Source organism: Psychroserpens sp. XS_ASV72 (assembly GCF_041224425.1).
GTDB lineage: Bacteria > Bacteroidota > Bacteroidia > Flavobacteriales > Flavobacteriaceae > Psychroserpens.
On the sequence record NZ_JBGFGL010000075.1, the window covers coordinates 301,519 to 315,153 of the forward strand.

15 protein-coding genes are annotated in these 13,635 nt (G+C 32.2%); all 15 read right to left on the reverse strand.

What is annotated here, in order from left to right; translation table 11 throughout:
• Positions 1 to 35 precede the first annotated feature (35 nt).
• Positions 36 to 1,205, reverse strand: a complete 1,170-nt coding sequence (locus AB9K26_RS07040; protein ID WP_369971836.1) for an alpha/beta hydrolase-fold protein — start codon at positions 1,203 to 1,205, stop codon at positions 36 to 38.
• Between the two features lie 249 nt (positions 1,206 to 1,454).
• Positions 1,455 to 2,168, reverse strand: coding sequence for a hypothetical protein (locus AB9K26_RS07045; protein WP_369971837.1), 714 nt, complete (start codon positions 2,166 to 2,168; stop codon positions 1,455 to 1,457).
• Positions 2,169 to 2,336: 168 nt separating this feature from the next.
• Positions 2,337 to 2,798, reverse strand: coding sequence for a hypothetical protein (locus AB9K26_RS07050; protein WP_369971838.1), 462 nt, complete (start codon positions 2,796 to 2,798; stop codon positions 2,337 to 2,339).
• 9 nt (positions 2,799 to 2,807) lie between these two features.
• Positions 2,808 to 3,572, reverse strand: coding sequence for a DUF6090 family protein (locus AB9K26_RS07055; protein WP_369971839.1), 765 nt, complete (start codon positions 3,570 to 3,572; stop codon positions 2,808 to 2,810).
• Between the two features lie 79 nt (positions 3,573 to 3,651).
• Entirely contained in the window at positions 3,652 to 4,194 is a 543-nt protein-coding gene (locus tag AB9K26_RS07060; RefSeq protein ID WP_369971840.1) for a hypothetical protein, read from the reverse strand.
• A gap of 153 nt (positions 4,195 to 4,347) precedes the next feature.
• Positions 4,348 to 5,643 carry a LamG-like jellyroll fold domain-containing protein gene (locus tag AB9K26_RS07065; protein WP_369971841.1) on the reverse strand — a complete coding sequence of 432 codons (1,296 nt, stop codon included), beginning with the start codon at positions 5,641 to 5,643 and terminating at the stop codon, positions 4,348 to 4,350.
• An 83-nt stretch (positions 5,644 to 5,726) separates the two neighbouring features.
• Positions 5,727 to 6,011: a hypothetical protein gene (locus AB9K26_RS07070; protein ID WP_369971842.1), complete on the reverse strand. Its 285-nt coding sequence runs from the start codon at positions 6,009 to 6,011 to the stop codon at positions 5,727 to 5,729.
• Between the two features lie 11 nt (positions 6,012 to 6,022).
• Complete coding sequence (locus AB9K26_RS07075; RefSeq protein ID WP_369971843.1) at positions 6,023 to 6,526, reverse strand: hypothetical protein; 504 nt, start codon at positions 6,524 to 6,526, stop codon at positions 6,023 to 6,025.
• 21 nt (positions 6,527 to 6,547) lie between these two features.
• Positions 6,548 to 7,420, reverse strand: coding sequence for an alpha/beta fold hydrolase (locus AB9K26_RS07080; RefSeq protein WP_369971844.1), 873 nt, complete (start codon positions 7,418 to 7,420; stop codon positions 6,548 to 6,550).
• 170 nt (positions 7,421 to 7,590) lie between these two features.
• Positions 7,591 to 8,352: a DUF6090 family protein gene (locus tag AB9K26_RS07085; RefSeq protein ID WP_369971845.1), complete on the reverse strand. Its 762-nt coding sequence runs from the start codon at positions 8,350 to 8,352 to the stop codon at positions 7,591 to 7,593.
• Positions 8,353 to 8,488: 136 nt separating this feature from the next.
• Complete coding sequence (locus AB9K26_RS07090; RefSeq protein ID WP_369971846.1) at positions 8,489 to 9,040, reverse strand: hypothetical protein; 552 nt, start codon at positions 9,038 to 9,040, stop codon at positions 8,489 to 8,491.
• A 20-nt stretch (positions 9,041 to 9,060) separates the two neighbouring features.
• Positions 9,061 to 9,348 carry a hypothetical protein gene (locus AB9K26_RS07095; protein WP_369971847.1) on the reverse strand — a complete coding sequence of 96 codons (288 nt, stop codon included), beginning with the start codon at positions 9,346 to 9,348 and terminating at the stop codon, positions 9,061 to 9,063.
• Positions 9,349 to 9,488: 140 nt separating this feature from the next.
• Positions 9,489 to 10,946: a TlpA family protein disulfide reductase gene (locus AB9K26_RS07100; protein WP_369971848.1), complete on the reverse strand. Its 1,458-nt coding sequence runs from the start codon at positions 10,944 to 10,946 to the stop codon at positions 9,489 to 9,491.
• Positions 10,947 to 11,129: 183 nt separating this feature from the next.
• Positions 11,130 to 11,777, reverse strand: a complete 648-nt coding sequence (locus tag AB9K26_RS07105) for a hypothetical protein (protein ID WP_369971849.1) — start codon at positions 11,775 to 11,777, stop codon at positions 11,130 to 11,132.
• A 200-nt stretch (positions 11,778 to 11,977) separates the two neighbouring features.
• The gene (locus AB9K26_RS07110) at positions 11,978 to 13,441 is read right to left on the reverse strand and encodes a T9SS type A sorting domain-containing protein (protein ID WP_369971850.1); all 1,464 of its coding nucleotides are present in this window, start codon (positions 13,439 to 13,441) and stop codon (positions 11,978 to 11,980) included.
• Between the last annotated feature and the right edge of the window lie 194 nt (positions 13,442 to 13,635).

The following is a 13,635-nucleotide window of genomic DNA, read 5'->3' on the forward strand; positions in this document are numbered from 1 at the left end:
TTGCTGTTATATGTGTATAAAGTTTATTCGAAATTTTACCTGTCGTTCCATTGCTCAACTTTTAACGACACCTCCTTATCTACATTAAAGATTATAATATTTTCTCCGTCATTGGTTGTTTGGTTTGTAAACGCTTGAGATTCCCAATTCCCTCTTGTGATCTTAAACTCCAAAGGGAATTGAACTTCTAAAGTGATTTCGCGTTCTAAAGTAGATGTTTTTGTTAACTTCACTTTGGACGGATCCCAATTTCCAAGACTTTCTTGGTTTCCTGTTATATAAGCGTTGTCATTTTCTTCCAAAACCCGGACTTTGAAAGTGATTTGCTTTTTATTTCCGTTAGGTATGTAAGGGTTATTGTTAACGAACTCTTTAAAGTTATTCATGGCAAAACTAAGGGATGGCAGATATACACTCCAATGGTTTTCGTTGGGGTATTCTTTAAGTAAAACAGTGTGTTTTTCAGTTGCGTTTTGATGTTCAATAAATTCCTTTACTTTCTCATATGCCTTTACCCATTTTTCACCAAAGGAAAAATATTCATTTGCCTGACTTATATAAATGAATTTACCATCCGAGATTTCATCAAATTTAGTATTGATAAAATCTTGAGCCAATCTATTTTCATCATAAGCCAAATTAGGAGATATGGCTATGACACCTGTAAAAAGATCAGGATGCTTTATTAACTTATCCAATACAAAAGAGGCACTCATTGAGTGTCCGATTAAATACACTTTATTTGTTGTTCGGTAGGTTTCTGATATCAGAGGAAAGACTTCTTGATTCACGTATTTCCAAAAATTTTCAGCATTGGGATTCTGTACATTGTAACCCTCTAAAGGCACATTGATAGGCATAGGGAACAAGTCGTTATTTCTGTAGTAATCTATTTCTGGGTAACCAGGAGACTGAATTCCAACAACAATAAATTTCTTTGAACCCATAATGAAATTGGAAGCTGAATGAACCAAATCAAATAATTCCCGATGTTGTGAATCAAATACATAAATGACATCAAATGAGACCAAATCTCTTTCTTCATAAAGCCATGGTGTATAAATTAAGATTTCCCTTTCTTGACTTAAAAACTTTGATTTGATGCTAATGATATCAAGTTTAGCAACTTCTTGACCAAATGTGGTATTTGAAAAGACAATAATTAAAAAAAGGAGAAAGCTTCTTAAAGTGTTCATTGAGGTCATTTGAGGGTGTTTGATTAGTTAAGTGATTCGTTTAGAAAGATAGCAAAAAAACGAAATAGACGTATAGTAGTGGTTATTTGAATTCGATATGTATTTTAATCTATCTTTTGAATTATTATGTTAAGTATCACTAGAATCAGAAATTCATAACTACTTGATTTATAATAAGTTTATTTAAATAAAAAAAGACTTTAGCAAGTAGAGAATTCTACCTAAAAAAGTCTTTAAATGAGTTGTTGATTTTCTCTTTTATTCACCAACGATAACGGTAACTCTAGCTGTTGCATTAACGGCTTCGCAATTAGCTATCGCATCATTAAGATAAATTAAGGAACCGCTTCCAGTACTGGTATTGGCATGATACACGCCAGGAGTATATTCTGTTAGATGGCTCGAACCTGAACCGACATTATTTCCAGTTGGCAAATTTGAATTTGGTGTCCAAGAATAGGTTCTACCAACATTTGAAGGTATTGGGTCAGGACTGTATTCTAATATTTCTACATAATAACTAATGGCATCTGGCACAGCATTGATTTCAAAATAATTAACGATACCATAGCCACCTGCGCCTTCCCACCATCTGCATTGTATGTCTACCTCAAAAATGAGTACTTCTGGTTCTGTAGTAAAGAAATAAGGTGCTTGTGAAGTACCACCATTTCCATCCCTTGCTTCTACATAACCTTCATATAATGTTTCAGGTTCTAAACCAGTGAAGCTATAGGTTAGTGAAGTACCACCAGAAGCTATTTCCTGTCCGTCTAGTATAATGGCATAAGTCACCTCGTCTCCATCAGGATCATTAGATTCAGTCCATTCAATAGTTGCTCCATTAAACCTTATCTCTGTTGTGTTGGCAGAGAAAATGCCGGGATTTGTATTGTTTGGGGAATCTTCATTGCTTGAGCATGCAGTAAGGAGAAACACTGTGATGATTAATAGAACATTGTAATTTTTCATGATAATTGATTTTGAGTTAATTACTTATTCTATTATATCGGATAACTTTTAAAATGTCATCATCTCTTTGATTTTGTTTCTCAAGAAATTTTTACATAGCCTACACCTAATTCCTTCAGTTAAACAACAAATCAATAAACATCATGCGTTATTGGCAATGGTCTTTATTTACAGTATTAGGAATATCAGGTCTGCAATTAAAAGTATTTGTAGTATTAAAACTACCATCACGATATCCTTTTTAAATCGATAGACTATAAAAATTGCAATGATAGCTAGTAGTGGAAGTACGAGTCCTGAATAAATCCTCAAAGAATAGAAAGATTTGCTTTCAGAAGGAGGTAATCGATACCAGTTTACGTCTTTAAATATTCTAGAAACTGAGTATTCGATTTTTTTATTAGTCAATTCTAATTCAGCAAAATCTTCAGTTACCATAAACTCATGTTCGCTTGTGATTACTTTATAAGTGTAATGGTAGTTTTTTGCAGCATTGTAATATTGTTGTACGTCACTATCAACATTGCGTATTCTATCATTTATTATTTTACCTGGAAAAGCAAAGTCTGTTAAGATTAAAAGTGCAAGAAACACAGTTAAAGAATATGCTACTCGTCTTAGTTTACTCATGGTTTGAACTTATTGACATTTTTTCTTTTTTAGTAATTCTATCGGTTCTTGCATTTCCTTTTTCAAATTAGATAAATGTTGTTTTTGACGAATTAACATAGCGATAAAAAACACAAGATTGTCTTGAAACTTCAAGAATATCGGATTATTAGGCTCATTTGTCCAATCGTTTTTTGGCAATAAATCCAGATGTTCTTTATCGAGTTCTTTATTTAGATATTCAATATCTTGATACCCAAAATCGCATACCAAATCATAATCACCCATTCTTTCAATAATCTCATTTCGATTCTCTTGAAGTAGATTTAAAATATTGTTCAAAAAAGTACTATGTTGAATAAGTCTGTTTTTAAGTTTTAAATCTGTCAATAACTTCAACTGGCCTGAAGAGGTGATATCTTCAAAAGCAATAGTACTGGGCACAAACACGTCTTGTCTTAAGGCAAGAACGAATTTATCAAGTATTTTACCTCTTTCGTTAGGTATTTTGTTTAAATCTAATATCAACTCTTTGCAGAGCTTTATTTTATTTGTTGTGAGTTTAGAGGTTTCGTCGATTAACTTTTGATTGAGTTCTAAGTCGTCAAGAATTCTACAGTAATAATCGGCTTCAGTGATTTCGTTTTTTCGGTTTTCATTCCAATTATTTATTTGAAGTGCGATCAAGATTCCAATAACAACAAGTACAATTTCTCCAACTGCATATTTAAGATATTTCTTGGTTTTTCCTTCGGAAAGTAAGTCTTGTCTAATTTTTCTAAAGAATTGTATCATCAAGTGTTGGTTTTCTATAAAGATATAATTTTAATTGATTTAAGTTCTTAATGAAACTCAACCTTGGTGGAACCTACTTCTATTCAATAGCATTGAATTTTTTTAAATTAGTGTCACTTACACTGTTGAGGAAGTTTCTAAAATTAAGTTCTTCTTTTTCAACAAGAGAAGATCCCGTCAAAGCAATGTAAGACTTTGTAAATAGGTTGTTTCCTTTATAGGTTATTTTTGACGTTAGATAGGTGGTATCATTGTGTTCAACGGCACTAAGCTGATATTCTACATTTTTGAACTTGGATTCAGATAAAATAGAAATGGACTTATTAGGAGTGATTTCCGTAATCACCTGTCTAATGATTTGATGATTTCCGTCGGAATTGATGTAGATATCAGATGCTGATCCGATGGTTCCGGGATTTCCATATACGTATTCTGTTTCCTGTACATCCTCTAACAAATTAGACAAATTGAATTTGTCTTGAAGTAAAGGCCAGGATTTTTCTATAGGCTTATCAATTTTAGCAAAAAGTTCAAATGAAACTTTTGGTTTTAATATACCGTTTAGGCAGAATAGCAGCAGCAAGGTAGCAATTACTGCAAGTGCATAATTTAGGGCTTTCATTTATCTGGTTTATTTAGTTAGTGTCAACGTGTTCATGTAGGTTAAATGCCTTGAGACAAAGCTATTTTGAATTTGAATAAAATCGATGTCTCGAAAATTCTTTAGGCAAAAATAGCAATGAATTTACATCTTGTAAGTTGCGGTTGGTTGAATTTAGTTACTGTATATTTCAACTATGTCATCAAGACATAATGCTCTATCGTAAATTCTAACATCATCAATAATACCTTTGAATGTATCTGAAGGTAAGTTCAGCCTTGTTCCAATTAGTAAAGGAGAATCATCATAATTAAAATTGCCATCGACATCTTCAATTGCAGATAATTCATCATTAACATACAAGTACAATTTTTGGTTTTTGAAAACTCCAGTTATTAAGTACCATTCATTGATATTGTAACCTTGTTTTCTTGCTTGAGTAAGCGTACCATCAGTTGTTATTGAAAAAATAATTTCATTGGTTCCTGACAAGCTTAAACCATATGGCCAAGAGTAAATTCCATTTACTGCTGTACCCTTTCTAATGATTTGATGGGTTTTTATTTCTTCTGGATAAACCCAAGCCATTAAAGTGAATTCATTGGTCAATCTTAGCTGGTTGCTATCAGGAATTCTAATCTCATCATCATTACCATCAAAATGATAGGCTGAATTACTGTTTCCCAATCTGTCATTCGTAAGAAGGGGACCATTGACATTCCCGTTATTATTGAAACCACTTTCATCAGAAGCATTTGAGTTCATTGGGTAAAATGCTAAGAGCTGCGGGTCTTCATTAGAATCACAAAGTGGAATTAGATTAACAACTACAGAAATATCTTGATAAACATTTCCATTTGAAACTCGGACTGAAGCTGTAATGAATGGATTTCCAGTAAAGACTGAATTATTGAAATATACTAAATGTAATTCACCTGTAGTCGTATTAATTTGTAGGATTTCATTTGGACTCTGATTTAAAATTTCAAATGTTAGATTCCCTTCATTAGTTTCGGCAATAACTTGACCAATAATTTCATTTTCAATTGGAATTTGGCTTAGGTCAATTTCTAAATCTGTAGCAGTTACCGTTATTTCCTCTAAATCAATTAAATTGATTGTAATAAAAGCTATATCTGAAATATCTCCGTTAATTACTTTTACTGTTCCTGTTATTTGAGGATTGGTTTCGAAATCAAATAAATTTGGATTTGCCACTGTAATTTCTCCAGTTGAGGAATTCATTGAAATACTATTGCTAGGATTCTGTTCAATAATTGAGTAAACTAAGTTTCCTTGATTTGTAGTTGCATTTATAAATCCAATCGATTCATTTGCAGAAGGGTTTTCGTTAATACTCGTTTCAAAATCTGAAACTGAAACTGTAATTTCAACGCTATCATCATTACTGCTTTCACAAGTAAATAATAGACTTATAAAAGTCAATAGAAAAATTTTACCTAGCTTCATTTATAGTTATAAGTTTTAAAATGGCAACCAGCTGTTCTTATATGGCGAGTTGTGTTAATTGTTCAGTAAGATAGTAAAAACAGTTATGTTTTTATTCGTAATTTATGTGGACTTGTCTTGGGAATTCTTTCAATTATATGTCTAGCTTCTAAATCCAATTTGACCGTAACAATATACCAAATTACCTTTCCATCAAAAGTTTTACTCAATTTTTTTACTGCAATATCTGACAGTTTATCGTAACTTATCTCATCGTACTCCTCAATTGTATTTAATATAAATTCTTTAATCGTATCATATCTTCTTTTTAAGATATTTACACCAGCCTTACCTTTAGGGTGTTTAGTTAAAATTCTTTCTTCATCCATAATTTTAGAAACTATATTTTATCCAGAGTCATTTCAAAAAATTGAATCCAATTTTCACCTCTCTTATATTCGCCTTTTTCGTACCATTTTTCTTGTTCATTTTTCCAAATAATATAACGTACGTTATCATTAGGATACCAGTACAGTTTATTTTCAATTATTTCAGCTCTAAATTCGGCATTCATTCCACTTGGTAGGTAAGACCTAAAAGTGTAGTTTTCATGCGTTTTATTGTAGGTTAGAATTGCTAGCGCATTATGAACAACTTTACCGTTAGATATTCCTTTTCCTTCAATTAAAATTGCTGTTGAATCTAACTTGAATTCTATTTTTTCTGTTTGTTCAAACTCAGATTTTCCATTTCTACCCATCATCCAACCATTACCTTTCCAATTTCCTACCATAAAAGCCAATTCTTTAATTTTGGCTTTAGATATAGAATCGGTTTCAGATGTTTGGGAAAAACCTGAAAAGGAAACTAAAAGGATTAAAAGAATTGTCAATGAATTTTTCATAATTTATATATTTAATTGGTTTTACTTTTCAATTATTTGGCTAAGGATGGAGTTAAACTCTTTTGGGTTTTCCATATTTAGTAAATGGCCAACGTTCTCCATTTCTATTTTTTGGGAATTTTTTATTCTTTGGTGGTATTCTTCCGCTATCAGTGAAATGTCTTGAGCGTCTTGATTACCAAAGATAATGTAGGTTGGCACAGTTATATTTTCAAGTCTCTTACGAGCAACTATCGTATCTAACCTCGACCAATCTTCTTGCCAGTGGTTTCTTGTATTCTTTAAAATCATATCCAAACTTTTTGAATAGAACGATTCGCTCAACTGTTGCATTTGTCTTCTAGGTCCAACCACCCAGTTTTGGTGAAATAACTTAGAAGATTCTATTGTGTCCAAATTTTTTATAGCTTTTTGTCTGAGTTTATAATTTTCTGAAGCCAAACTGTCTTTAAAGTAATTCCAGCCGTTTAGACCAGGTGAAACCAAGATTAATTTATCTACTCTGTCCTGAAAATTTAAGGTAAAATCTACACATATCATTGCACCCCAAGAAAGTCCGATAAGAGTGATTTTTTCATTAGCATGGCTAGATGTTATTTCGTTGAGTATTTCATAACCAAACAATGGTTCTTCCCCTTGAATTGTTTTTCCATGGCCTAAATCTGAAAATCTAATTAAGTGGTAAGAATCTTTAAATTCGTTTATCTGCTCGTCCCACATCTCTAAATCAAGGTATCCACCGTGAACAAATACTACTGTTTTTCCTTTTCCTATTGATTCTACATGTATTTTATGTTCATTTATCGTAACAAAACTCTCGATAGAATCATTTTTTACTTCATTGCAGGAGATTAATATAATCGCTAATGAAAATGTAAATCTCAAGAATTTCACTTAGTAAGTTTTTTTAATACAAGCCAACGTGTTGGTTTATGGCTAATTATGTGATGTGTTCAGTAAGATAGCAAAAAATCTTAATAGGAGGAGAGAGGGACTCTCTATAACTCCGTGAAGGGTTCTTTATGCATAATGAGTTTACACCTTGTTATACATTTGTTAAAGCATCAATTATCATATGAATCTATTTCCTTGATGACGTTTTCACCTACATCATCAAGCTGACCATATAGATCAATCATCCAGTCAAACTGAAAAGCCGCTAAGTTAATTACATTTCTATAGGATGCTGATGAGGTGTACTCTTTGAAATCCTGATAATATTCAGATTGTGGTGTCGCTCTTACGTTTAATGAATCTGGAGGGAGGAAAGCGGTGGCGAGTACCAACGATTTATCAAACTGAGTGGAAAGATAATTTTCTTGACCTTTAAGATAGCCATTATAACTTTCTTCATTTTGCGAAATGTCATCTACAAGTCGGTGGTAGCGAATCAAAAGAGAGTCTAAATCCGTATTGTTTATTTTGCCAAAGTAATTAGAGTTTTTTAAAGCTTCATAGCCACCTGTGTTGGGTTTGAAATGAAAATCCATGAAGGCAGAGCCACAACCCATGAGCAGAAGCAGGTTTTCTTCATCCTTTTTATCTAGAATTGCCGTTCTTGCTTTCTTACAGAGATTTCCAATGTTTTTTCTATACTTAGTTAATGAATCTAGCATTCTCATATCTTCTTGGGTGTGCAATTTTATTTTTCCCAAGTATTCCCTTAAAGCTTTGTCATCTTTCTTTACCTGATTCCAATTGTTTATCTGAAGAGCAATCAAAATACCTATTACAACCAATAAAATCTCACCAATTGCATATTTCAAATACTTACTGGTTTGACTATTTGAAAGTAAGTCGTATCTGATTTTTCTGAAGATTTTCATATGGGTTAGTATTCGGTTTTAATGCAGTAGAAGGCGTTCGAGTTTTTTCAGTTTTGTTGTATTGAATAAATGTATGAAAAATTCCTTGTATTAACCTAGAGTACAATTCCCATTGACCATATACGTTGTTGTGGAGTTATTTCAATAATCTAAAAGAATCTATAAAGGAATCAATGTTCTTATCATTTTCTCCTAAATATGAAATGTTGTAAACTCTGTTTTCGACTCTGAAAATCCTACCAAGTGCCATTCCTTCAACTCCTTTTTCTTTTAATTCTTGATTTGTTTTCAACACGTAATACTCACCACTTAAACCATTGTGCTCAATACTTTCTTGATAATCAAGGAAAAATGATTCTTCCATTTTATGAGTTAAGTTATTGATGCTTTGAGTATAAATTTGTTCATCAGTCATTGATTTTATCATATGTTCTGGGTAGTCGACATATTCTAAAATGAATAGCTTATTGACACCGAGAGTAGAGCGAAATATATGGATTTGAAACTCATCCAATCCCAATTTATTATCAATCACTGAGTATTTAGGTTCAGTTGGGAAATCAGCGACGAAATTACCGGTTTTAGAGGCGTATTCTCCACCTTTTGTTTTATAAATGTTATCATTAGTTGTCTTTCCACATGAAAAAACAACCAAGAGAATTAAGGTGATTAAGGATTTTTTGATCATATCGAATTTGTTATATACAGTTATTTAAGTCCTTGTTCAATCGCGTTTTTATATTCAACTAATCTTTCGGCTACTTCAATATTTTTTGTTTTATTAAGTAACAAACCCATAGCAGTTGTCTCAATTTTTCCGAGTTGACTGGAAATTTTATGAACATCTTCCTCTATAGTATACTTCAAAATTGTTTTTACGTAGGAACTGTATTCTCCTCTTGCGCCAGGAATATCTGAAACGCCAATTGGATCCCAAAGATAATAAAGTACCTCATCTATCCTTTGCGCTAGTTCCTGTGTTTTGTGACTGTTCATAATAATTACAGAATATGTGTCCGTTTAAGGCTAGTTGAGCGATTTGTTTAGTAAGATAGCAAAAAACGACATAGGAGTAGAGTGGAATTCACCAGAATTCCGCAAACGTTCTTTAAAGGACTTATTAGCTATGCACGCTGCTATATGCTGGACTTTATCAGTTCAACAAGATCTTTTTCACTTGGTCTAGGTGCATTTTCATCTATTATTTTGCCGTCCTTGCCAAAAAGTAAATACCTGGGAATAGTTTTAATGTCAAAATTTTTATAAAGACTGGATTTTTCCCAGTTTGCTATTATATAATTATCTACATCATTAGAGATATTCTCTAATTTTGATGCTCTTATCCAGGCTGAATAATCCTTGTCAATAGAAATTTCAATTATACTCAGTTCTGTTTTATTGAACTGCGATTTTAATTCCTTTAAATATGGCATTTCTTTTCGGCAAGGTGCACACCAGCTTGCCCAAAAATCTACAAGAACAATTTTTCCTTTATGTTTTGAAAGTACTTGTTCAAAGGTCAGTTCGTTGTCGTCAACTAGATTGGTTAAAATTCCAACAGTTCTATTGGTTGCGTTGAGTTGCTTTGCGTTCAGCTTTTGTTTGTCAACTACAGCATTCCATTTGTTTTTAAATTCTTGATTATGATTAACGTTGTTAAACGTTGTCAGATGCTTATCAAATTTTGCTTTTTCATTAAAATATATGCCCTTCAGATAGGAGTCCAATAAAACCTCTTTTGTGGATTCATTTAAAAATGTTTCTTGTTCATTAATAAAGTCAAATAGAACAGAATTCTTAACACGTTTATCATCTTTAAAATAGGAGTATAAAATCAAAGCTCTCAAAAAACTTACATATTCTTTGTTGTCAAGCAATTCTTCTTCATTAAGGTTTATGTCCAAACTCTTAATGTCTAAATTCATATTTCGATTTTTAGCTTCTCTTAGTTTAGAAGTAGCGAATTTTAATTTTTGACTAATCTTTTGGGTTGCATAGAATTTTGCTGAAATGCTATTGTTGGACTTTAGACTATCTAACAATTTAATTGAGTTTTTATATATTTTTTCTAAATCATAATTGTTGTTTTGGAATTTTTTATCATCAATCACTATTGCTTTGTTATTAATATTGTCATTGTATAACAAATAATCGAAGTTGGTCTCACTCCAAGTTTTATTGCCATTCAATATTGTGAAAGTTGGGTATTCTATTTGTTTAGATTGATTAACATCTATTTTTTTAATATCGATTAAAAGACTATCCCCTTTTTCAAGTTGCAATTCATAGAAAAATGAAATGAATGGATCTCCACCAATTATTTTGATAGTTTTAAGCGTAGGTATGGTTACTGATGTTTTATTTTCTTTCTGTCCGAGATAGAGCATGTCAGGCTTGTCCTGCATTTCATCTAGGTAAAGGTTTGTGAAAAATGAATTTATAGTATCATTTACGCTAATTACAACCTCATTCTTTTTTTCAATTTTTTTTTTCTTAATTATTGAAATTTCAGTCTTGTTTTCTGTCTTATTTTCTTGACAGCTAAATAATGATAAAAGTAAAAGTATGAGTAGGATGTGTTTATGGGCTTGCATATAACATGTTCGTATAAGGTTTGCTAACGCCAGTTCGCTTCGCTCGTGTGTTTCGAAATTTCAGTCGAGGGCTTAGCGTTTGGGTGAGCCCTTTTGCGACTGGCGAAAATTCCGTTGGAAAAATTTGGTAGTATGAACTATACATGTTGTTGGCTCACGTTTTTTAAACCATCATTTTATGATCTAATTGCAAATAGAATTATATAGATCGATCATTTCCATGAAAGGTTGTTCATCAGTACTAAAATCTCCGTTGTACTGATTATTGAATGCATTACATTTTTTAAGATAAGGTATTATGTGTTTTTTCATATTCTTCTTACTGTTTATTTTGTAAAAAGTACCATTTGGTAGTTTGAGGAAAAACCGATAAACTCCAACACGACCACTCGTAGTTTGTATAGATCCATTTTGTGGGCGTGATACAGTGCTGTTATTCATCGTTAAAGGATTTGGTGCATTTGAACGATAAGAACTTCGACCAATGTTTATGGGATTATCACTATAAACCTTTAATTTTCCATCTACAGTTCGTTCAGTATATCTGATATAACTGTCTGGTTTGTTTGCTTTTTGAGGTACTTTGTCAATAAAAACTCCTTGTCTGTAAAAGGTAAGTACATCTGGCACTTCTTTACGTCCTTTAATAACAATGTTATTTCCGTTTGCGTCTGTATATCTAACAGATTTCAGATAGCCTTGACCGGTTGTTCCATATTCTAGATTTGTACAAAATGTGGTATCATTTGCAACTATGAAATAATCTTGGCTATAACAAATTAAACTATATATTGTTAGATTAATTAACAGGATTGTTTTTTTTAAGTTCATATTTTATTCTGATTTTAAATAATGTGTGCCAACATGTTCATGTAAGGCTATTGTGTGATTTGTTTAGTAAGATAGCAAAAAACGACATAGGAGTAGAGTGGAATTCACCAGAATTCTGCAAACGTTCTTTACGCACTATTTGATATACACGTTGTTAAGAACAGGTTTTTAGATTAGGAACAATAATTTTTATATAAAAATTAAAACAATAGGATTTTTTTTATTGTAGTGACATCGTTTATTGAAATATTAAAAATATATACGTCTGAATTATAATTCGATAAATCAATACTTGTTTTAGACGTACTCTCTAATAATTGACCTAAAGTATTATAGATTGTAATCGAATTAAGTGATTGGTTTTCCTTTAATTTTAAACGAAATACTTTGTTTACTAGTGAATAGTTTAGAGGTTTAACTGTAAAACTATCAACAGAAAGTAAAGAAGATAAGTCATAAACTCTTGCAGGACCAAGCATACCATCTAGGTTTCCACTAAATCCACCAAAAGCTATGATGTTTCCTTGACTAGATAAATCCATACTAATGCCGGAAACATCACCGACATCACCATAAATTGTATTACCAATTTGCGACCAATCATTATCTGTTTGTTCATAAATTTTAATAGCGCCATTTGATCCTCCATCATCATCGTTAAATGGCGCGGCAATTGCTAAAATATTCCCATCACATGACAGGGAAACTCTAAATCCAAATTGGTCACCTGCATTTGTTCCATTTAAAGCATTTCCAAATTGCGTCCAAGTATCGTTCTCATATTTATAAACTCTTACTTGACCAGATGCATTACCATTAATATCATTAGAAGAAGCACCAATTGCGACTAATGTTCCATCACAATTCATAGAAAGTCCTCTTCCCGATGCCTCATTAAATTCTACACCAACAATTGTGCTTCCTTGCTGTGTCCAATTATTATTAACATATTTAAAAATTCTAACGTGACCATTTCCATCACCATTTAAAGATCCAATAGCTACTATATCACCATTCATCGAAAGTGAAACAGATTCTCCTGAAACATCACCAGCTGCCTCACCGTTAATAACGCCACCTATTAAAACCCAACTTTGAGAAATATATCTATAAACGCGAACCTGGCCTGATCCATTTCCGTTAGCATTACTGAAACGAGCACCTAGAGCAACCACATTTCCGGCACAGGACAATGATAAACTATATCCTGACTGAGAATTGTTGTTACCACCTGTAATAGTATTTCCGATTTGAGTCCAAACATTATTAACAAATTCATATACAGTTACAGCTCCTGAATCGATATTACTACCATCATATAATACTGCGCTAATTGCTAAAATATTACCGTCACAAGACAATTCTACAGAATGCCCAAAGACATCATCATCATTCTCACCAAAAATTGTATTTCCGATTTGAGTCCAAACATTATTTATATTTCGATAGACCCTTACTTGGTCTATATATATACCTGAACCTTGCCAAACATTATTTCCAACTGCAACAGTGCTTCCATCAGATGATAGTGATACTACTCGAGTTGGAGCTGCACTAGTTTCTGGTTGCGGAATAATATCATCTCCAATTTGTATTTGAGCGAAAGTGAAAATTGGAAAAATTAATGAAAGCAAAATAGTTTTCATGAAGAATATATGTTTCATAGTTTATTTTTATACTAAAGATATCAATTTAATTTGGCTTAAAATTATCGTAATTTTTTGAAAAGTTAACTCTTAGTTCAGCTTTAAACTTGTGCCTAACGTGTTCGTGTAAGTTTTGCTAACGCCAGTTCGCTTCGCTCGTGTGTTGCGGAATTTCAGTCGAGCGCTTTTGCGATTGGATGAGCCAGCTTTGA